The 18,212-nt window shown below is 37.6% G+C and carries 27 protein-coding genes; 11 read left to right on the top strand and 16 right to left on the bottom strand.

The window, feature by feature from the left end:
• Positions 1-1,464 (bottom strand): hypothetical protein (locus tag QXF67_04245; protein MEM3060711.1); only part of this gene is annotated, 1,464 nt, incomplete at its 3' end.
• A gap of 191 nt (positions 1,465-1,655) precedes the next feature.
• On the opposite strand from QXF67_04245, the gene QXF67_04250 reads away from it, so the two are divergent.
• Positions 1,656-1,985, top strand: coding sequence for a hypothetical protein (locus QXF67_04250; protein MEM3060712.1), 330 nt, complete (start codon positions 1,656-1,658; stop codon positions 1,983-1,985).
• 236 nt (positions 1,986-2,221) lie between these two features.
• Here QXF67_04250 and QXF67_04255 read toward each other — a convergent pair whose 3' ends face one another.
• Positions 2,222-2,578 (bottom strand): metalloregulator ArsR/SmtB family transcription factor, encoded by a 357-nt coding sequence (locus QXF67_04255; GenBank protein ID MEM3060713.1) that lies wholly within the window; start codon positions 2,576-2,578, stop codon positions 2,222-2,224.
• A 50-nt stretch (positions 2,579-2,628) separates the two neighbouring features.
• On the opposite strand from QXF67_04255, the gene QXF67_04260 reads away from it, so the two are divergent.
• Positions 2,629-3,843: an ABC transporter permease gene (locus tag QXF67_04260; protein MEM3060714.1), complete on the top strand. Its 1,215-nt coding sequence runs from the start codon at positions 2,629-2,631 to the stop codon at positions 3,841-3,843.
• A gap of 67 nt (positions 3,844-3,910) precedes the next feature.
• Here the strand turns inward: QXF67_04260 and QXF67_04265 are convergent, their stop codons facing one another.
• Together QXF67_04265 and QXF67_04270 are read right to left on the bottom strand one after the other, a co-directional pair.
• Positions 3,911-4,210, bottom strand: coding sequence for an acylphosphatase (locus QXF67_04265; GenBank protein ID MEM3060715.1), 300 nt, complete (start codon positions 4,208-4,210; stop codon positions 3,911-3,913).
• 17 nt (positions 4,211-4,227) lie between these two features.
• Complete coding sequence (locus QXF67_04270) at positions 4,228-4,569, bottom strand: hypothetical protein (protein MEM3060716.1); 342 nt, start codon at positions 4,567-4,569, stop codon at positions 4,228-4,230.
• Between the two features lie 129 nt (positions 4,570-4,698).
• Here QXF67_04270 and QXF67_04275 point away from each other — a divergent pair, with 129 nt between their 5' ends.
• Positions 4,699-5,991: a geranylgeranyl reductase family protein gene (locus tag QXF67_04275; protein MEM3060717.1), complete on the top strand. Its 1,293-nt coding sequence runs from the start codon at positions 4,699-4,701 to the stop codon at positions 5,989-5,991.
• Here the strand turns inward: QXF67_04275 and QXF67_04280 are convergent.
• Genes QXF67_04280 through QXF67_04290 form a run of 3 tightly spaced genes read right to left on the bottom strand, consistent with a single transcriptional unit; the run spans position 5,983 to position 6,883 of the window.
• Complete coding sequence (locus QXF67_04280; GenBank protein MEM3060718.1) at positions 5,983-6,330, bottom strand: hypothetical protein; 348 nt, start codon at positions 6,328-6,330, stop codon at positions 5,983-5,985. The two genes, QXF67_04275 and QXF67_04280, sit on opposite strands and share 9 nt — an antisense overlap.
• Positions 6,299-6,613, bottom strand: coding sequence for a hypothetical protein (locus QXF67_04285; GenBank protein MEM3060719.1), 315 nt, complete (start codon positions 6,611-6,613; stop codon positions 6,299-6,301). Before QXF67_04285 ends, QXF67_04280 begins: the two co-directional genes overlap by 32 nt.
• Before the next feature lie 15 nt (positions 6,614-6,628).
• Positions 6,629-6,883 (bottom strand): hypothetical protein, encoded by a 255-nt coding sequence (locus QXF67_04290; GenBank protein MEM3060720.1) that lies wholly within the window; start codon positions 6,881-6,883, stop codon positions 6,629-6,631.
• On the opposite strand from QXF67_04290, the gene QXF67_04295 reads away from it, so the two are divergent.
• Positions 6,883-7,206, top strand: a complete 324-nt coding sequence (locus QXF67_04295) for a hypothetical protein (protein ID MEM3060721.1) — start codon at positions 6,883-6,885, stop codon at positions 7,204-7,206. The two genes, QXF67_04290 and QXF67_04295, sit on opposite strands and share 1 nt — an antisense overlap.
• A 334-nt stretch (positions 7,207-7,540) precedes the next feature.
• Here QXF67_04295 and QXF67_04300 read toward each other — a convergent pair whose 3' ends face one another.
• Positions 7,541-7,738, bottom strand: coding sequence for a CDGSH iron-sulfur domain-containing protein (locus QXF67_04300; protein MEM3060722.1), 198 nt, complete (start codon positions 7,736-7,738; stop codon positions 7,541-7,543).
• Positions 7,739-7,848: 110 nt separating this feature from the next.
• Between QXF67_04300 and QXF67_04305 the strand changes: the two genes are divergently transcribed.
• Together QXF67_04305 and QXF67_04310 are read left to right on the top strand one after the other, a co-directional pair.
• On the top strand, positions 7,849-8,157 hold the full coding sequence (locus QXF67_04305; protein MEM3060723.1) for a helix-turn-helix domain-containing protein: 309 nt from the start codon (positions 7,849-7,851) through the stop codon (positions 8,155-8,157).
• Positions 8,158-8,459: 302 nt separating this feature from the next.
• Positions 8,460-9,242 carry a hypothetical protein gene (locus QXF67_04310; protein MEM3060724.1) on the top strand — a complete coding sequence of 261 codons (783 nt, stop codon included), beginning with the start codon at positions 8,460-8,462 and terminating at the stop codon, positions 9,240-9,242.
• Here the strand turns inward: QXF67_04310 and QXF67_04315 are convergent.
• Together QXF67_04315 and QXF67_04320 are read right to left on the bottom strand one after the other, a co-directional pair.
• Positions 9,235-9,993, bottom strand: coding sequence for a DNA methyltransferase (locus QXF67_04315; GenBank protein ID MEM3060725.1), 759 nt, complete (start codon positions 9,991-9,993; stop codon positions 9,235-9,237). The genes QXF67_04310 and QXF67_04315 overlap by 8 nt on opposite strands.
• Entirely contained in the window at positions 9,977-10,141 is a 165-nt protein-coding gene (locus QXF67_04320) for a hypothetical protein (protein ID MEM3060726.1), read from the bottom strand. Before QXF67_04320 ends, QXF67_04315 begins: the two co-directional genes overlap by 17 nt.
• A 706-nt stretch (positions 10,142-10,847) precedes the next feature.
• Between QXF67_04320 and QXF67_04325 the strand changes: the two genes are divergently transcribed.
• Both QXF67_04325 and QXF67_04330 read left to right on the top strand, forming a co-directional pair.
• Positions 10,848-11,237, top strand: coding sequence for a tyrosine-type recombinase/integrase (locus QXF67_04325; protein MEM3060727.1), 390 nt, complete (start codon positions 10,848-10,850; stop codon positions 11,235-11,237).
• 234 nt (positions 11,238-11,471) lie between these two features.
• Positions 11,472-11,690 carry a hypothetical protein gene (locus tag QXF67_04330; protein ID MEM3060728.1) on the top strand — a complete coding sequence of 73 codons (219 nt, stop codon included), beginning with the start codon at positions 11,472-11,474 and terminating at the stop codon, positions 11,688-11,690.
• A 97-nt stretch (positions 11,691-11,787) separates the two neighbouring features.
• Here the strand turns inward: QXF67_04330 and QXF67_04335 are convergent, their stop codons facing one another.
• Positions 11,788-12,342 (bottom strand): isochorismatase family cysteine hydrolase, encoded by a 555-nt coding sequence (locus tag QXF67_04335; GenBank protein MEM3060729.1) that lies wholly within the window; start codon positions 12,340-12,342, stop codon positions 11,788-11,790.
• Positions 12,343-12,413: 71 nt separating this feature from the next.
• On the opposite strand from QXF67_04335, the gene QXF67_04340 reads away from it, so the two are divergent.
• Positions 12,414-13,589 carry an NAD(P)/FAD-dependent oxidoreductase gene (locus QXF67_04340; GenBank protein MEM3060730.1) on the top strand — a complete coding sequence of 392 codons (1,176 nt, stop codon included), beginning with the start codon at positions 12,414-12,416 and terminating at the stop codon, positions 13,587-13,589.
• Here the strand turns inward: QXF67_04340 and nth are convergent.
• From nth to QXF67_04365, 5 genes are read right to left on the bottom strand one after another with little or no spacing between them, the layout of a single operon-like run.
• Entirely contained in the window at positions 13,534-14,229 is a 696-nt protein-coding gene (gene nth / locus QXF67_04345) for an endonuclease III (protein ID MEM3060731.1), read from the bottom strand. The genes QXF67_04340 and nth overlap by 56 nt on opposite strands.
• A gap of 11 nt (positions 14,230-14,240) precedes the next feature.
• Entirely contained in the window at positions 14,241-15,557 is a 1,317-nt protein-coding gene (locus QXF67_04350) for a nicotinate phosphoribosyltransferase (GenBank protein ID MEM3060732.1), read from the bottom strand.
• A gap of 6 nt (positions 15,558-15,563) precedes the next feature.
• On the bottom strand, positions 15,564-16,280 hold the full coding sequence (locus QXF67_04355; protein MEM3060733.1) for an FAD-binding oxidoreductase: 717 nt from the start codon (positions 16,278-16,280) through the stop codon (positions 15,564-15,566).
• 14 nt (positions 16,281-16,294) lie between these two features.
• Entirely contained in the window at positions 16,295-16,528 is a 234-nt protein-coding gene (locus tag QXF67_04360; GenBank protein ID MEM3060734.1) for a DUF1858 domain-containing protein, read from the bottom strand.
• A 9-nt stretch (positions 16,529-16,537) separates the two neighbouring features.
• Complete coding sequence (locus QXF67_04365; GenBank protein ID MEM3060735.1) at positions 16,538-16,768, bottom strand: ferredoxin; 231 nt, start codon at positions 16,766-16,768, stop codon at positions 16,538-16,540.
• Between the two features lie 64 nt (positions 16,769-16,832).
• Between QXF67_04365 and QXF67_04370 the strand changes: the two genes are divergently transcribed.
• Both QXF67_04370 and QXF67_04375 read left to right on the top strand, forming a co-directional pair.
• The gene (locus tag QXF67_04370; protein ID MEM3060736.1) at positions 16,833-17,684 is read left to right on the top strand and encodes a TIM barrel protein; all 852 of its coding nucleotides are present in this window, start codon (positions 16,833-16,835) and stop codon (positions 17,682-17,684) included.
• A 66-nt stretch (positions 17,685-17,750) separates the two neighbouring features.
• A partial coding sequence (locus QXF67_04375) for a hypothetical protein (GenBank protein MEM3060737.1) occupies positions 17,751-18,212 on the top strand: 462 nt, incomplete at its 3' end.

Below are 18,212 nucleotides of genomic sequence, written 5' to 3' on the forward strand. Positions count from 1 at the left end.
TGTGGCTTGGACTATCTCCTTGTAGTTTCTTATAACTTGCTCTGGATCTTTGGAAAACATCTCTGCGATAATGGGATTGGAAAGGGCTTTGAAGGCCCAACTTGCGTCTTCACCTGTGGCTTGGGCTATTTTGACAACTGCATCTGGGTGTTGTGCAAAAAGGGAAGCGACGGTGTTATTTGAAAGGGCTTCGAAGGCCCAATCTGCTCTTTCACCTGCGGCTTGGGCTATTTTGACAAATGGATCTGGGTGTTGTGCAAAAAGGGAAGCGACGGTGTTATTTGAAAGGGCTTCGAAGGCCAACCATGCGCCTTTACCTGTGGCTTGGACTATCTCCTTGAAGTTTCTTATAACTTGCTCTGGATCTTTGGAAAACATCTCTGCGATAATGGGATTGGAAAGGGCTTTGAAGGCCCAGCTTGCGTAGATACCTGCGGCTTGGGCTATTTGGACAAATTCACCTGTGTATTTTTCAAAAAGGGAAGCGACTTTGTCATCTGAAAGGGCTTTGAAGGCCGCCCATGCGTTTTCACCTGCGGCTTGGGCTATTTGGACAAATTCACCTGTGTATTTTTCAAAAAGGGAAGCGACGGTGTTATTTGAAAGGGCTTCGAAGGCCAACCATGCGTCTTTACCTGTAGCTTGGGCTATTTGGACAACTGCATCTGGGTGTTGTGCAAAAAGGGAAGCGACTTTGTAATTTGAAAGGGCTTTGAAGGCCAACCATGCGCCTTTACCTGTGGCTTGGGCTATTTGGACAAATTCACCTGTGTATTTTTCAAAAAGGGAAGCGACGGTGTTATTTGAAAGGGCTTTGAAGGCCGCCCATGCGCTTTTACCTGTAGCTTGGGCTATTTGGACAAATTCACCTGTGTATTTTTCAAAAAGGGAAGCGACTTTGTAATTTGAAAGGGCTTTGAAGGCCCAACTTGCGTCTTCACCTGTGGCTTGGGCTATTTTGACAACTGCATCTGGGTGTTGTGCAAAAAGGGAAGCGACTTTGTAATTTGAAAGGGCTTTGAAGGCCAAACCTGCGTCTTTACCTGTGGCTTGGGCTATTTGGACAAATGCATCTGGGTGTTGTGCAAAAAGGGGAGCGACTTTGTAATTTGAAAGGGCTTTGAAGGCCGAACCTGCGTCTTTACCTGTGGCTTGGGCTATTTGGACAAATGCATCTGGGTGTTGTGCAAAAATGGGAGCGACTTTGTAATTTGAAAGGGCTTTGAAGGCCAACCATGCGTTTTCACCTGCGGCTTGGGCTATCGCATCTAAACTTTTTTTCATTGTCTTCCAAGTTGTGCCGCGAGATTCATTTATATTTGGAAGTAATGCTTCTGCCACTGCTTTGGCCTCATCTTTTTTCAGGCTGTGGCGTCTAAAATAGTTGTAGCGTCTAGAATAGTTCGAACTATTAATAAACTTTGTTTTGACTCTCTTGATGAACCGGTTGGGGGGTATTGACATAGCATCAGCTTTTAGTAATTATTTGTAAAATACTCATGTATTTTATTTATACTCATGTATTTTATTTATGGTAGGAAATGTTTATTATTATGGTAGGAAATGTTTAAAATACTAACGGAATCGTGCTCTGAACTGCGCCTGAAGGCGCCGAGAAGAAAGCTCTGCAGGGAACACTTTATTATAACCGTAAGATGGATAGCGATGAGATTATTGGACATATAAATTTTGTATGTGGTGTGTCGACTGCCCAGAATATGGCTAACATGGAAAAAATAGTGCAGGATAATCTAGATGTTGGAAGAAGTAAGGAAAGGATTACAGTCGAACTTGAAAGGATTGCATTTGAGCTTGAAATAATAATCAGGATATATGACCCGTACATGAGTTGCGCTACTCGTTTTTTGAAAGGAAGGCGGATAGAAGGAGGCTCAAAAAAAGGAAAAGGAGGAGATTTACTACTTGCTGGGTCTTTTTTCTTGTTGGAGTTTTCAGTGGCAGGCCGATTATGTTACTTTTTCTAATTTTTAAGTTTTTTTAATGAGGGGGACCTATATTCTTTCGTTGTTTGATTGGAGCTGAGACTAGAGCAGATGGATACTCATTTCTATAACAGCTTATCCTCCCCCATTTTTTTAATTAGTTCAAGAATAATTAAAATTACTTGTGTGCCGGCGTCATTTTGGTTTTTGATTCTTACGAGAGTGTTCCATTTATTTTTTTTACAGTTTCGGTTTTGAAATTTGGAAAAACCTAAAAATTAAGACTCTTTAATCTGAGTAGAAGAAGCACTGTTTTTCTTATTTTTAGATTTTTGTCTTTGACAAGATGCGCAATGCTTGCGAACGTGCATGTCTACAAGACTAAGTAGGGGTTTTATAAATGAGCTGTTGAGTTTATAAGGTCGCCTTCTTCCGACTTTTGTCAGTGAAACGATGCGACAGTCGCGCAAGGCTTCCATCGCATGGGATATTTTGCTTTGTTCTTCCTTAAGGGTCTCTGCAATTTCTCCAACAGTCATTGGCTTTTGTTGAAGGCAGAGGATTATGTTGATCCTTAGCTTATTGGCTAATGATTCAAAAAAAAGAGCATAGTTCGCTTCGCCACGAAGATTCATACTTTAGTTTCTCCTTAAAAACTTAAAAGCCATTCTATAGTGAAACATATATGACATATTACTCCGACTTGATTTTATATGCTATAAAGGGCCTCAGGAGGCAGGCATTAAGAAGCTGGCTTACTATTCTTGGAATTGTTATTGGAGTGGCAGCTATTGTGGTACTTGTCTCTTTGGGAGAAGGAGTTTCTTCGATTATAAAAAAAGAGATGGAACAGTTTGGTCCACAAAATATAATCATCATGCCCGGAAATGTCTTTGCATCTTTTATGGTTGGACCATCAGGGCCTCCAACTCAAGGAAAACTTTACAAAAGTGATATTGAGCGGCTTTCTGGTATTGATGGAATAAGGATAATTAGCCCCTTTCTCTACGGCGCCTTTTCAGTTTCTTATAGGGGTGAAGTTGGAACCTTTACCGTTACAGGAATTGAACCAGAAAACTATGCTGACGCTTTCCCTTCTCTCAAGATTGCTGAAGGAAGAATGCTAAAAGATGGGGATAGATACGTATTAGTTATTGGCGATAAAATTGCTCATGGGCTTTTTAAAGAGGACTTGAGAGTAAACAGCGTTTTAAGGATAAGTGGAAAAAATTTTCAGGTTGTTGGGATATTGGAAAGAACGGGAGGCACATTTGATGATACAGATACAAGTGTCATCGCGCCTTTTAAGGATATAGAAGAACTTTTGTCCAAGAATATTCAGGATAATGAGATCAGTGGTATTTTGGTAGTTATGAAAGATAATTGGAATATGAAAGAAGCTGAAGAGGAAATAAAAAAGACATTGAGAGAAGCGCATAGGGTAAGGGAAGGTGAAGAAGATTTTACGGTCCTATCAGCAGAAACCGTATCTAGTCAGGTAAAAAACATTAGCGATATTCTCAGTGTGTTTTTGGGGGCAATTTCAGCTATATCTCTTATGGTAGGGGGGATTACCATCGCTAACACAATGTTTATGTCGGTTCTTGAAAGAAGACAAGAGATTGGGATACTCAGGGCGATGGGAGCAACTAAAAAATGGATACGCTTTGTATTTCTTGTTGAGAGTGCCATTATTGGAATAATTGGGGGGAGCATCGGCATTATTGTTGGTCTTCTAATAATTAGCATATTCTGGTTGATTGGAATCCCTGCAACACCCACTTTGAGTCTAATTTTATTTTGCGGTATATTTTCTTTGCTTATAGGGATAATAAGTGGTATAATCCCTGCAAGTAGAAGTGCAGAAATGGATGCTGTTGAGGCATTAAGGTATGAATGACTATTTCTAATTTTGAAGGTCTCCAAAAGTGAGAGGTAACTAAAACGATTATGATATATTGTGATATTTAATGGTAAACTATCTCAAAGGAGGAGAACGTCGGCTTGCTTATAGTCTTCTTTTCAATAATTTCTAGCTTATCTATCCTTATACCTAAATACTCCTCTGAGGGCTTACTGTGCTTGATTTCATGAATAAATTCTGAGAGATGATAGTCGCTTTTACATTCGCATTGTATCCTTACAGTTCCATCCTTTTCGTTCCATATCCTTCCGTTTACAAAGAGTTTCCTTGAAATTTCGCAGACATACTTGCGAAAGAATACTCCTTGCACCCGTCCCGCAGCAACCAGATAGGCGTAAATCATTTCTATACACCTTATCTCTAGCTAAAGCTGCATCTATCCCAAGAGAAATAGCCCTGAGCGCCATACAATTCAGAAAGGAAATAGGGAGTTAGAGTTATGATGATGAGGCTTATTATTGAGCCCGTTAGCATTGCTGTGGCCCAGACATTTGCTCTTGCACGAGTTTCAGCTCCAAAGATCTGTCCTGCGGCGTACACGAGGCCGGCTGAAACAAGCATAAGAAGGGCAACTATTGGAAGAAGACGGTAGACAAAGACGCATAAGTCCCTAAGAGCTATTTCAACGTTTGATAATTGAGAGTACGAAATAGCAGTAATGAGAACTAAAAAGAGTGTGATGTTGAGTATTCGTTTAGACATGAAACCACATAATTAATTACATATTAACTTTTAATATGTTTTTATACAGTCCCATCTCCTTTTGTAAAGAGTTTTTTATATTTTTTGTTATATTTATTTATTGTTAATTAGTTTATTGGCCAAAGTAATTTGATTGAATCAGTAAAATCAATTGTTGATTTATTGACACAGACTAGGTATGGTGAGGTAGTGAGTAGTAGTGCATATGATGCAATTGTAGTCGGGGGAGGGCCTGCAGGATCTACGTGTGCTGCCCTATTAGGAAGAAGAGGGCACAATGTTCTTCTGATTGAAAAAAATAAATTTCCAAGAGATAAAATTTGCGGAGATGCGGTTAGTGGAAAATCAATGAAGGTCCTCAATGAACTTGGGCTTCTTCAGGAAGCTGAAAGTCTACCGCATGGGGAGATTAGAGGGGTTATCTTCTCGTCGCCATCCGGTGAGGAGGTTAGGATAGAATTTCCAAAAAATGACCCAATAAGAAAAGGTACGGGCTATTGCTGCAGGAGGATTTATCATGATAACCTACTTTTTCAAAACGCAAAAAAATATGCTAAGACTTTAGAAAACTTTCAGGTTTATGACCTTATTTTGAACGGAAAACAAGTAGTGGGAGTAAAAGGAAGGAACACAGAAACTGGGGAGGAACAAGAGTTTGGAGCAAAAGTTGTTGTTGGTTGTGATGGGGTAGGTTCGATTGTAGCAAGAAAAACAGGTAACGCGCAAACTGATCCAAAACATTTGTGTCAGGCATTTAGGGCTTATTATAAAAACGTAGCAGGACTTAGCGACAACATTGAGATACATTTCGTTGACTCACTAATACCTGGGTATTTTTGGATTTTTCCGGTTGGGGAGGATAGTGCAAATGTAGGAGTTGGGATGGTAATGGATGACGTTACAAGAAAAAAGATAAACTTAAGACAAGCCCTCTTGGATATAGTCCTAACGCATCCTAGATTTAAAGATAGGTTCAAAGATGCAATCCAAGAGGAAGGAAGCGTTAAGGCTTGGTCTTTACCGTTTGGGTCTAGACTTCCAAAATGCTATGGAGACGGTTTCGTTCTTTGCGGTGATGCGGCTTCATTAGTAGACCCGTTCTCTGGAGAGGGTGTTGGAAATGCTATGACGAGTGCATCTATAGCGGCAAAGGTGATAAGCCAAGCTTTAAGTGAAGGGGATACTTCTGCAAAGTCGCTGTCAAGGTATGAGAACGCACTTATAAGCGAACTAAAGGTTGAGTTAGATACGTCTTATCTTCTCCAGAGGTTGGGAAGAGTTACACCGATACTAAACTTTATAATAGGAAAGGCAAGAAAGAGCCAGGAGGTGCGAGAAACTATTTCTGGCATGCTTGCAAATCAAGAAGCAAAAAAGGAATTTATATCGCCCCTATTTTACTTACGACTTCTTTTAGCTTAGCGGAAAGTGGATTATGAAAAGCTTATTGTAGGTGAGAGATTTAGTGGCTTTGACAGAGGATGGTCGAGCTGGAAAAAGAGATATTGTTAAATTATAAATACCAGGCTCATTTGGAGTTGTTAATGCATTTAATCTTGATAGCTCTATTGAATAGAGATTGTTCCAACCGATACAGGAATTTTCCAGTTCTAAATAAGTACAGTTTCTTATCTCCTCCGGTTTTTCATTAGTTGTTCCACAATTATTTACGTCAACACAAGTTCTTGTTTGGGTTCTATTTCGAGGGCAGATTTCTGGACCCCACGAACTACAGGTCCAATTCTCTATGCAATTTGCCATAACCCCCCGCTTTCATTATTTCTAATTTCTTGAACACGTTGATTAGATATGGCATCGCATGTATAATTTTTGAGGCAACCATACTGATTACATAGCGGTATAAGGTTCCCCTTATTATTGCAATAGAGTGGTTTAGAGATGGAACAAGAATTATAAAGGGTTCCGTCACTACAATAGTTCTGTAGAAGAGGTTCTTCATTACATTTTCCTCAATTACAACCGTATGGACAAGGATAGGGTTGTGAGAGGCATAACATTCCATCAGAACTACAATAATACTCATTTAAACTTAGGTCGTTTAGACAAGAATCTTTATAAAAAATTTGTGTGGTATCATTACAGTTTCACGGAATATAAATATTTTGGCCATCATCACTATCCGTACATAGGGGGGAGTATATCTTCCAGTAATTATTCTGCTAATTATTCCCCCACTAATTCCACCCTTCCTTCTACTTTCTTCAGAACAAGCAGCATAACCGGCTCCTTCACCTGAAATGATATTATTCCTAATTCTAAAACTTCTCAGACTTAGTTGGTTTAATTCTTGCAATGGGTGAAGTTAAATACAATGATGATAAAAGGACATTCCAAAAATGGCATGAAGATCTCAAGGGTGGAAAATCGGCTTACGAGCTTGAAAGAATTAAAAGAGGGGCTTGGTCAAGACTAAGAAAAGTGGAATTTAATTTAAAACAAATTTCTTTCATAAAAATTGACGATTCTGTTCTTATTAAATGTGGTTCGTTCCAAAGAGATTTTCGGAATGCCGATGGTACACGAAGGAGAGAAAAAGTTTTGTTAGATCTAGAGAAATTAGATGAGGAGATAATTTTCTTTCTTAATTTTAATTCAAAACAAAAGAAATTAAAATAAAGCCTCCGCCCGGAAAAATAAGAAAAAATTTTGTTTAACTTTCGTTAGATGAAAGTTGCGTAGCAATTTCATTCTCTCTTTTCCTCCTATGAAGTTAAACGAAGGCAACAACATCATTATAATTTACGGCCTCCTTTCCGTGAAATGCAGGTTTTCGAATTGCACATAACGTATGCGATTAAGAGAAGTTTTTGCGAAGGAAAAATTGGGTGGAGCCGAGCGGCAAGCTAAGGGGGAACCGTATAAGCGCTGTTAAGTCCCTTTTTCTGAAAGAAAAAATCTAGAATTGCGAAGCAAAATTCAGAGAAGTCGCTGACGAAGTGCGCCACAAGAATTAATATTTTTTAATCTCAATTCTTTTCCCATTCTCATATTTATACAATTTCCCTTCTTCTTCGCCACTACATTGCTTGTGTGAGCCATCGCAGAAAGGTTTATTTTTGCTCAATCCACACATACAAATCCATTTGCTTTCTCCACCAACTTTTACTTCCATCGGCATTTTTTCTTCATGTTTTACAATTCTTGCCATCTTTATACCTCCATTAGTAATCTTTTTATAGTATCTTGACTATACTATGTATAACAATGAGAACTATATAAATGTTGTAGTAACCAAAAGTAAAGTTTTAGGTGAATTGAATGGAAAAAATTTGTCCAATAACAAAAACATTGATTTATCTTAGTAAAAAATGGGCTTTATTGATTTTGAGAGAATTACACCAGAGTGGAACAAAAAGATTTAACGATTTAATCAAAGAAATGGAGAATATTAGCCCAAGAACTTTATCAAAGCGATTGAAAGAATTGGAAAAGTTAGGATTAGTCTCAAGGAAAAAATTTAATGAAATTCCACCAAGAGTTGATTATTCATTGACTAAGAAAGGAAAAGAGTTGGTTAAGTGCTTCAAACATCTTGATATTTGGGTTAAAAAATTTGATGTAAAATAAGTTAGGCACCCGTAGTCAGCGATTGGACTTAACGTATGCGATTTAACGAAGTCAGCCGAAGGCTTGATTTAGGTGAAGTGAACCGCAGGTGAGCGGAGCCGTTAAATCAATGTTATGCTCTCTGACCAAAGGAAAGACGAAATTTTAGTGCAACGATGCCAAAGGCAAAAATTTCGAGTTGCGAGTCCGCCGAAAATTTTTTGCCACTGTAGTTTTTTCTTTAGGGAGTGCTGCCGTCTTTAGACATTCTTCATCTTATAAAAAAAGATGTATTTTTAAAGAGAAATGTATGACTATGATTTATGGAAAGCAAAAAACGAAACTCAATAAACATACTCTTCAATAAGCTGTATGAAAAGAGCCAGAAAGCAAAAGTTATAGAATTCACAAATACGGAATTAAAAAAGATTACTCAAGACACTAAATTTATGAATCAGTTTGATGCCACAAAGTTTGATTCTTCTGATTTATTGCCAGAAAGCTTAAAACAAAATGGGTATTTTATAGTTCATCTTGGTAAAGGAAAACACGCGTTTGTAAAGGGAAATGGCTATCATAAATTTGAGAAGATAATCAAAATAAAGAATATAGATGTTACAAAAAGTGTAATAGATGATGTAGGAAATAGCGAAGCTGGAGCAGTTTCATTCATTTACAATGAAGGTATCATACAAGATTTTCTTGGCGTAAAACACCTCAAAATTCACACTGCAAGAAGATCAAAAGTTTCTTTTTCATTCAGAGTAAATGGTTCAAAACTGCATGCTGATAAACAGCAAATAGAGATAGATGGAATATTTGAAACAAAAGACGGAATGATAGTAACCGTTGAAGCCAAAAATGTAGAATACGCCGATTTTGAGATAAGGCAACTTTTCAGCATAAAGAAGTATTTTGATATGCTTATGGAAAAAGGTGACATACCAAAAGGCACAAATCTGCGTTTACTTTTCTTAATGAGATTGAGAAATGAAAAGCAAAATTTATGCAGATTATACGAATACAAATTCACAGATGACGAAGACATTAATTCAATAAAATTTATTCGGGCAGTTCAATATAATATTAGCATAAAAACTAAGTGAATTTGTCTAAAGGATTAATATTTTCCAATCTTTTTTTACCGATTTCAACATATTTAGGGTTAATATCTATGCCTATTGAATTTCTGCCAAGTTCTTTTGCGGCGGCACAAGTTGAGAAACTGCCAGCAAAAGGATCCATAACCCAATCACCTACATTACTGCTGGCTTTTATGAATATTTTTAACAAAGGAACAGGTATCTGACATGGATGAGGAGTTTTATCTTTGCTTACATTTTTTACAAGATTAAATTGAAATACATCATATGGGGCTCTTCCGTTGCTTCCATTTTTCAATCTTTCTTGTATTCTTTTATCCGTTGGATTTTTGTAAGGTTCTGCAATATCTTGTCTATTGAATTTATGTTTTTTTGTTTTTGTGCAAAATATTATAGAATGTTGTGTTCTGGTGAAATTAGTTTTTGAATGACCCGTGTTCGTAGGATAATGCCACGTCATCCATCGTTTGAAAATCATTTTTTCCTTCAAGAACGGCAATAAATAGGCGTTATTCTCTGGATAATTAAACAGATATAGACTTCCATCTTTTTTTAATAAGCGAATACATTCGGAAAGCCAAAGTTTACACCATTCTATATATTCTTCAAATTTTTTATTATCTTTATAAACTCCACCATAATCTTTACCTATATTGAATGGCGGATCTGTGATTATCAAATCTACTGATTCGGAGGGCATTTTTTTCATTATTTCTAAACAATCGCCTACTAATAGTTTATGTTCTGTTGCCATTTTTACCAACTTTCAATTTATTTAATTTTTCATAAACAGCATTATTAACAAAGGCTGAAACTGTTGGGTGTTTATACTTATTTCCGTTCTTATTTAGCCATGCTTGAACTTCTTTTATCAATTTATCGTCTATTCTTACTACACCCATTCTTTACACCGTTACTTTTTGTAACATTATGTTAATAATGTGTTACACTTATATTTAAACCTTTCGTTTTTGAGACGCTCCTTCGTTTTATAATTAAGGTATGAAGAACAGTTTATTAATATTTTCATGCAAAGCAGACGATATTTCCGAAAGACTCGGCGGCACTCTCTTGTAAGATTTAAGAAAAAATTTCGTTAAAATTTTGTTAGACGATTTGCGAAGCAATTTCGTTTTTTTGTTTCCGTTTTGTGAATTTTAACGAAGGCAACAACGAATTTTCGGCGGCAACCTCGTTAAGAGGCGGACTCGTAATTGAGCATAACCACTATTAAGCGAGATAATTATTCGTTTTATAATATAAAACAGTATAAAAAATGAGTTTTATATAATTCATCTCAATAATAAACCATATAGTAAATGATGTCTGTTTTCAGGAAGAAAAATATGAAGTGATTGGCAAGCTTATTGAGGAAATAAAACTCAGAAGGTATTCATATCAAACAGGCAAGTCATATATTTTCATAATGAAAGAATTTCTATCTTCGAGTAAAACACCTAAATAGTTTTACTATCTTACACATCAAAAAGCAAATCAACAAAAAGACCGGCTTATTTTACTTTGGAGTTTTTTCATTAAAATGCACTAAATACTATATTTAAGAAAAATTTCCACTTGCAAAAAGGCCGTTGAAACTGTCCTTAATTTTTGAATAAAGAAGAAATAAACAAAATGATAGAATCTACAAACAATTTGAAGCATAAGATTGCTATCATGTTTCTCTATTATGCTGGCTTGCGTCTGGATGAAATAAGAAATCTTAAATGGGAAGACATAGACTTCGACAGAGAAATAATTCATCTTAAAACAACAAAGAGTGACAAAGAAAGAATTGTATTTCTTCATAAAAAACTGATTGATGTGTTGAAAATATATGAAACTAAGGAAGAAGGCCCAATTTTTATTTCCAAACGGAAAGGGAAATACAACAAGTGGACAATCCAACAAATTGTCAAATCAGCTTCCAAGAAAGCAGGGATAAAGAAGAATATCACACCACATACGCTAAGGCACAGCTTTTTGCGACCCCTCTATTAGAATCTGGCGTTGATATTCTATATATTCAGCAGTTATTGGGACATAGGGACATAAAGATTTAAAAACAACTCAAATCTATACACATGTAACAAACAAAGACATTAAAAAATTAGCAAATCTACTTTGAAATTTTAAAAGTATTTATCAAAGGAATAATTACCTACAATAAGTTAACAGAACCGAAAAAGAAAAAGTTTTAAAATATAACCTTCTTTTTTTTAGTGGTGATGGCAGATGGCAAAAAAAAGGGGAGGAGCAAAGGAAGTAGTGAGTTCTAAAAGCGTTGGAGTTAGCGAATCCAGATTCGATTTTATAGTAGGTATTATTCTTGCAACGCTTGGAGGTTTAATGACATTGCAAAACATGGGTCTTATGCCTGCTCCACTTACTCCCTGGCCAATCGTTCTGGTTATAGTTGGATTTGGATTTATATTTAAAGGAGCGTTTGAATAGGTAAAGAAAGATTTTTCCCACTTCAAAAAGTTCTCGTCCAAAACTCTAAATGGGAGATTTCAGAGTTGGGGATACGCTGATCTTGGAAGCATATTATTTATTTTTTCTTTTCTTTGAGTTTTGATATTTCTCTTTCTGCGCTGCTTATTTCAGCCTTATATGCCATTTTCAGGTAGGCAAGACCGCTTTCGTGATCTTCTTGACTAAAAGACTCTACACAATCTTGAGGTACGGTTATCTTGTAACCTCTAAAGAACGCATCTGCAGCAGTATGCCTAACGCAAATATGAGTATGTAAACCGCAGAGTACAACCTCGTCTACTTTTAGTTCACGTAAGAGCTCATCAAGTTCCGTCCCAAAAAATCCGCTATATCTCCTTTTTGGGATTACATAATCTCCCTTTTTAGGAGCAATTTGAGGTATAACTTGTGCACCAACACTTCCTGCAATTGCATGCGGACCCCATACAGAGAACTCGTGATCTATTTGAGGATAATGAGCATCATTAGTATAAATTATTGGGATACCCGCACTCCTTGCATATTGAACAAGCTTTTGTATATTAGGGACTATTCTTTGTGCCCTGTCGCATTTCAGGCTCCCTGTCACAAAATCGTTGAGCATATCTATGATTATTATTGCTTTCGTCATGACAGATTCCCTTTCTCTTTTTTGGGTATGTAAAAATAAAAAAGTTATTGGACAAAGTCAAAAGGATTCTGATGCAAGAAATATACGATGTAGCAATTGTTGGTGGGGGACCCGCTGGAACCTATTGTGCAAAGTGCGCTGCGGAAATGGGACTTAGTGTGATTCTTCTCGAGGAGAATGAAACTATTGGAGAACCCGTCCATTGTGGGGAATGCCTCTCAAAGCTTTGCACCCTGAATTACGGCATTGACTTACCTCTGGAGGCAATCTCAAAAAAAGTTAAGGGTATACGCGTAGTTTTTCCTTCTGGAAAAGACACTTATCTTGATGAGGAAGGGTATGTTTTAGAAAAGGCCAAATTTGAGCAGTATATTGCAGAGACTGCAGAAAGAAAGGGAGCTACAATGGTACTGGGAGCTAAAGTTGAGGGCATTAAGAAAGGAGAGGATTTATGGTCATTAAGCACAAAAAAGGGTAATTACACATCACGCATACTTGTTGATGCATCGGGTTCATATTCTGTTGTGTCAAATTTCTTGAAGCTTAATGAATCAAGATTTGAAACTGTGGTTGGACTTCAGTATGAGATGGAAGATGTAACTACCTCCGGCTATATTGATTTTTATTTGGATATTGAAGCATTTCCGCATGGATATTTTTGGATTATACCAAAAAGTGGTGAGAGAGCAAATGTAGGGCTTGTCACAAACGAAAAAACAAAAGCAAAGGCTTATTTGGATAGTTACATAGAAAAAATCGGGTTGGATAAAAAAAGAAAAAGAAAGACTTTTGGAGGGCTTATACCTTCATCTGGACCGCTTCCAAAAACTTATGGTGAGAGAGTTATGCTGATAGGTGACGCAGCAGGATTCACAAGTCCTCTTTTTGAGGGAGGAACACACCTTGCAATAGCGTCAGCAAAATATGCAGCTGAAGTTGCTGCCGAAGCAATAAAAAACGGCGAAAGAAGTGCTGAGTTCTTTTCAAAATATGAGAAGATATGGAGGTCGCGCTTTCCTGAATATTCCGCTCTTTTAAAAGGCAAAAACGCTCTTTACAGATTAACAAACAATGAATTAAATCAGGTCGGAGACCTCTTTCCTCAAAAAGTTGCAAATATCAATCTTGCGGAAAAATTAGCTATTGGCATTAAGCTTACTTGGAAGTATCCTCACTTGTATAATAAGGGTATCATTTCGATACTTCGTTCGTTCGGTTATTCCCGCGCCGAGTTTTTTGGTTGGTAGAAAAGTTCGGTAAAATTTTTGAGCTTGGGCAGAACTTAGAGATTGGACAAATACCACATTTTGGATTCCTTGCCACACAGACTTTTCTTCCATGTGCTATTAGCAGAGGGTTCAGATTAGGCCACTCTTTTTTGGGAAAAAGAGACATAAGGTCTGATTCAATGATTTTTGGATTTCTGCTTTTTGTCCAACCAATAAGATTACTTATTCTCTTCACGTGCGTATCGACTGCAACGCCTTCAACGATGCCATAATTTCCCAAAACAATATTTGCCGTCTTTCTCCCAACGCCTGGCAGTGTGAGGAGAGAGGACATTCTAAGTGGGACGTTACCGTCGTGTTCCAGAACAAGTTTTTTACAAGCTCCGATGATATTATGTGCTTTTGTTTTGTAAAAACCGGTTGAGCGTATTAAGCTTCTTAGCTCAAATTCATTTGCGCTTGCAAATGCAAACGCTGAAGGATATTTCGCAAAGAGAGCAGGGGTTATTTTGTTTACCTGTTTATCCGTACATTGAGCGGATAGAACGGTAGCAATAAGAAGTTGGAATGGATTTTTGTATATAAGAGATGTGCGTGCATTCGGGTAGCGCCTTTTTAGGATTTTTAAGATTTTTATTGCAGTCTTTTTTTTGTCCAAAAGATCAGCCTCTACGAAAGAAGCGTCGTGCTTATCTTTACTGGGTATTTTTTTGGGTGTCGTACGGATAAAACGGCTGAAGGGAGCTTAGTTAGTTGTTTTTTTGCATTCGCACGAATTTGCACAAGTTGGGGGACCTTAAAAATTATCTTTCCCCGTCGTATCATTTGCACAAGAAGGGGAGAGCCATCTTTTTTTGTCTCTTTGTCACCAACTATTAGATCGTAAATAAATTTTCCATCTTTTTCAAATCTCAAAACGTTCTTTTTTCCTGCCAGTGTTGCTTTTCCTTCACTTGTTTTTTGCACTGGCTTTCCGTCATATTCGCACAATTTGTAGTTTATATCAAGAGAAGGAGCGTCATCAGAAACATCCATAGATGTGCCAACGCCAAACGCATCTATTGGTGACCGTGAATTGAGGAGGCGGTCGATTTTATATTCATCTAGACCGCCGCTTGCAATGATTTTTATGTAAGAAAGACCAGCAGAATCTAATAATTTTCTCACTCTTTTGCTTAGAAGGGAGAGATCTCCGCTATCTATGCGAACTGCCCCGGCTCTTTTTCCTTCCTTTTCCATCTCTTTTGCAACTTTTACTGCGTTTTTTGCTCCAAGAATGGGATTGTAGGTATCAATAAGAAAAACGCAACCGTCTCCATACCTTCGTGCGATTGACTTAAATGCCTCAAACTCATCCTTGTATGAGAGTATAAAAGAATGAGCTACTGTTCCGCTAATAGGGATATTGTATTCCTTCCCTGCAAGTACGTTAGATGTTGCACTGCAACCACCAATGAAAGCTGCCCGAGCGGCTTTAAGACCGGCGTCTATTCCTTGCGACCGGCGAAGCCCAAAGTCAATTACTGGTTTATTTAACGCGGCAGTGCATATTCGCGAGGCTTTTGTGGCAATTAGAGTCTGGAATCCAACGCAGTTTAGAAGAAAAGTTTCTAGTAATTGAGCTTCAATGAGGGGAGCAGTAACTCTTAGAATTGGCTCCATTTCGAATACTGGTGTTCCTTCGGGTATGCCGTAAACGTCTCCAGAGAATTTGAAGTTTGAGAGATATTTGAGAAATCCATCACTGAATCTCCCAGTTGACCGCAGATAAGAAAGTTCATTTTTTTCAAATCTGAGATTTTGTATGTATTTCAAAGCATCATAAACGCCGCAGGCGATAAGATAGCTCCTATTTTTTGGAAGTTTTCTTACAAAAAGGTCAAATGTAGCCTCTTTTTCTTTTTTTTCTTGATAGTAGGAATCGGCCATCGTGAATTCATAGAAATCGATTAGAAGGTTGAGACTCCTTCTGGTCACCAATTTCACGTTTTATTACCACCTCTCATTTTTTATGTTTTCATATGCCACTCCCATTTGCTCTAGTAAGTTTACTATTCCCTCAACCATTGGGGGAGGTCCACAAATGTAATACTGTTTTTGCTGCACCTGACCAAGCTCAAGAGAAAGCATCTCTGCATCTATGCGCCTGCGGTAGCATTTTATATTTTCTGGAGCTTCACCTTTGCCGGTTATGCAATATATAGTTTTGAAATTTTGATTTTGTTGTGCCATACTGCTTAGTTCAGAAAGAAAAATTAGGTGTGAGGGACTGTGAGAACTGTAGAAAAGGAATATTCTGCGTTGGCTTTTTGTTTCGTGAAGGTATTTGATCATTGAAATTAATGGAGTTATGCCAACCCCCCCAGCGATAAAGACTGCATCAAGTGGGGAGGATTCATCGAGAACAAATTTGCCCCAAGGACCATCTATTTTTAGCTTGTCGCCAGGTTTTTTTTGAAATAAAGCTTGTGTGAATTCTCCATGTAGACTTAATGTTATGCGGATAGTAGAAGTTTGTAGGGGAGAAGAAGAGATAGAATACGCGTTTCGCTGGTTCCTGCCGTTTGGAAGTTCAAGTGAAATCATTACGAATTGGCCCGGAAGAAAATGAATAGGTTTGCCATCTAACGGAGAAAGATAAAAGCTTTTTACTTCTGAAGATTCACTAACGATTTTGTCGATTAAAAATTCTCTAATTGGAAGTGGCATAAAAGGCTCCCCCATTATTTACTTTCTATTGCTTTGTTTAGCTTGGCTATTAGCGTCTGTATCTGCTTCTTGTCAAGACCATGGGCTGCTGCCCCAGCTTCTATAGTTTCGTAAGCAGAAAGTTGGCATCCGATGCAATGAAATCCGTAATCAAAAAGGACAGGTAGTGCTTTTGGATATTTCATTGCAATTTCAAAAATGGGCGTATTTGCAGTAATCTTATTTGAGGCCTTATTTTTTTGAGGCATAATCTCACATTATATTATCTTTTTGCCGGTTTCTTTGTCTATTATGTGGATGACGTTTACAGGGCAAGAGTCAGCTGCTTCTTTATTTTCCTTATATTCAGTTTCATCTATTTCGGGGTTTCCTTTAAAGTTGGATTTTCCGTCCTCACCCATCTCCCATCTTGAAGGGCAGACGGCACAGCATGCACCGCAACCTATGCAATTTGGTCTGTCATGCTCCACTAAATATTTCTTTGCCATTTTCTACTCACCAGAGTTTAGATTAGTTGCAAATCTTTAAATGCATAATTACTTATTTAGGTACATGGATAAACTGCTATTTGGCACGGCAGGCATTCCGCTCTCTACTATACCACCGGATACGATCAATGGAATAAAGCAGGTTAGAGCCTTGGGCTTGTCTGCAATGGAGCTTGAGTTTGTGCAATCTGTTAATATTTCAGCAGAGAAGGCGCCTCAAGTAAGAGAAGAAGCGGCGAAGCACAAGGTTTTACTTACAGCTCATGGTTCATATTACATAAACCTGAATGCTGCTGAGGAGGATAAGTACAAAGCAAGCATTTTGCGTATTTTACAGGCTGGACGCATTCTTAGTATGTGCGGTGGCTGGAGTCTTGTCTTCCATGCAGGATTTTATTTGAAGAGCACTCGTCAGAATACTTATGAGAAAATTAAAGGTGCGCTAAAGGAAATCAGAAAGACTCTTCTTAATGAAGGAGTTGAGGTTTGGATAAGGCCAGAGACCACAGGGAAGCCCTCTCAGTTTGGGGACCTATTCGAACTTATTTCAGTATCAGAAGAGGTTGAAGGTGTCTTGCCTTGCATTGATTTTTCTCACCTTTACGCAAGAAGCGCTGGAAGAATAAATAAAAAAGAGGATTTTTTAGAGATGATTGGAGCAATTGAAAGCAGGCTTGGCCAAGAGGCTCTAAAAAACATGCATATTCATCTCTCCGGTATAAATTACACTGAGAAAGGCGAGAGGAATCACCTAAATTTTGATGAGTGCAATATGAATTACAAAGGAGTTTTGGAAGCGTTGAATGAATATAAGTGTGCAGGCGTTATAATCTCAGAAAGCCCCAATATTGAGAACGATGCGATTGCTGCAAAAAAATATTTTGAGACTTTATTAAAAAAAGGCCCTGATGGTTGATAATAGGCTAAATCAGTGAAATAAAGAATAGTCAGGATTAAAAATATAAAATCTATAGAAAAAACCATGAAGATTGCTTGGTGGACTGCTATATTATTGCTTTTTATTAGTGGGTGCGTAAGCAATAGTGGAAAAAATAACCTGTATTTTGAAGATTGCAAAGGATACTTCTCATATTTCTATGTTGAAGGCATTAAATTCGAAGATGTCTATCAAGAAGCAAAGAATACAGGCGTTGCGTTAATATCTCAAAATACAAAAGTGGAGGAGTTTAGAGCAAGTGGTGATTATTGCCCTGGTGCGAAAGGAGGCAAGAGTAATCTCGTTGAGAAAGGCACGTACTGTGAGTACTCGGAAGACGGAAGGACTTATGTAAAAAATTACAGGTTTTTTGAATTTGAAGAGAAAAGCGAAGTTGAAAGTTACACGTTTTTTGTTTATGAAACGTGTAGCGGAAGATTGAAAGTTTCAGTGGCTTACGTTGGCTCTTGTAGAAATGAGACAGCGTTGCGAGCGCAGATAAGAAAA

This window comes from Candidatus Anstonellales archaeon (assembly GCA_038869735.1).
Taxonomy (GTDB): domain Archaea; phylum Micrarchaeota; class Micrarchaeia; order Anstonellales; family CG1-02-47-40; genus JAWCQO01.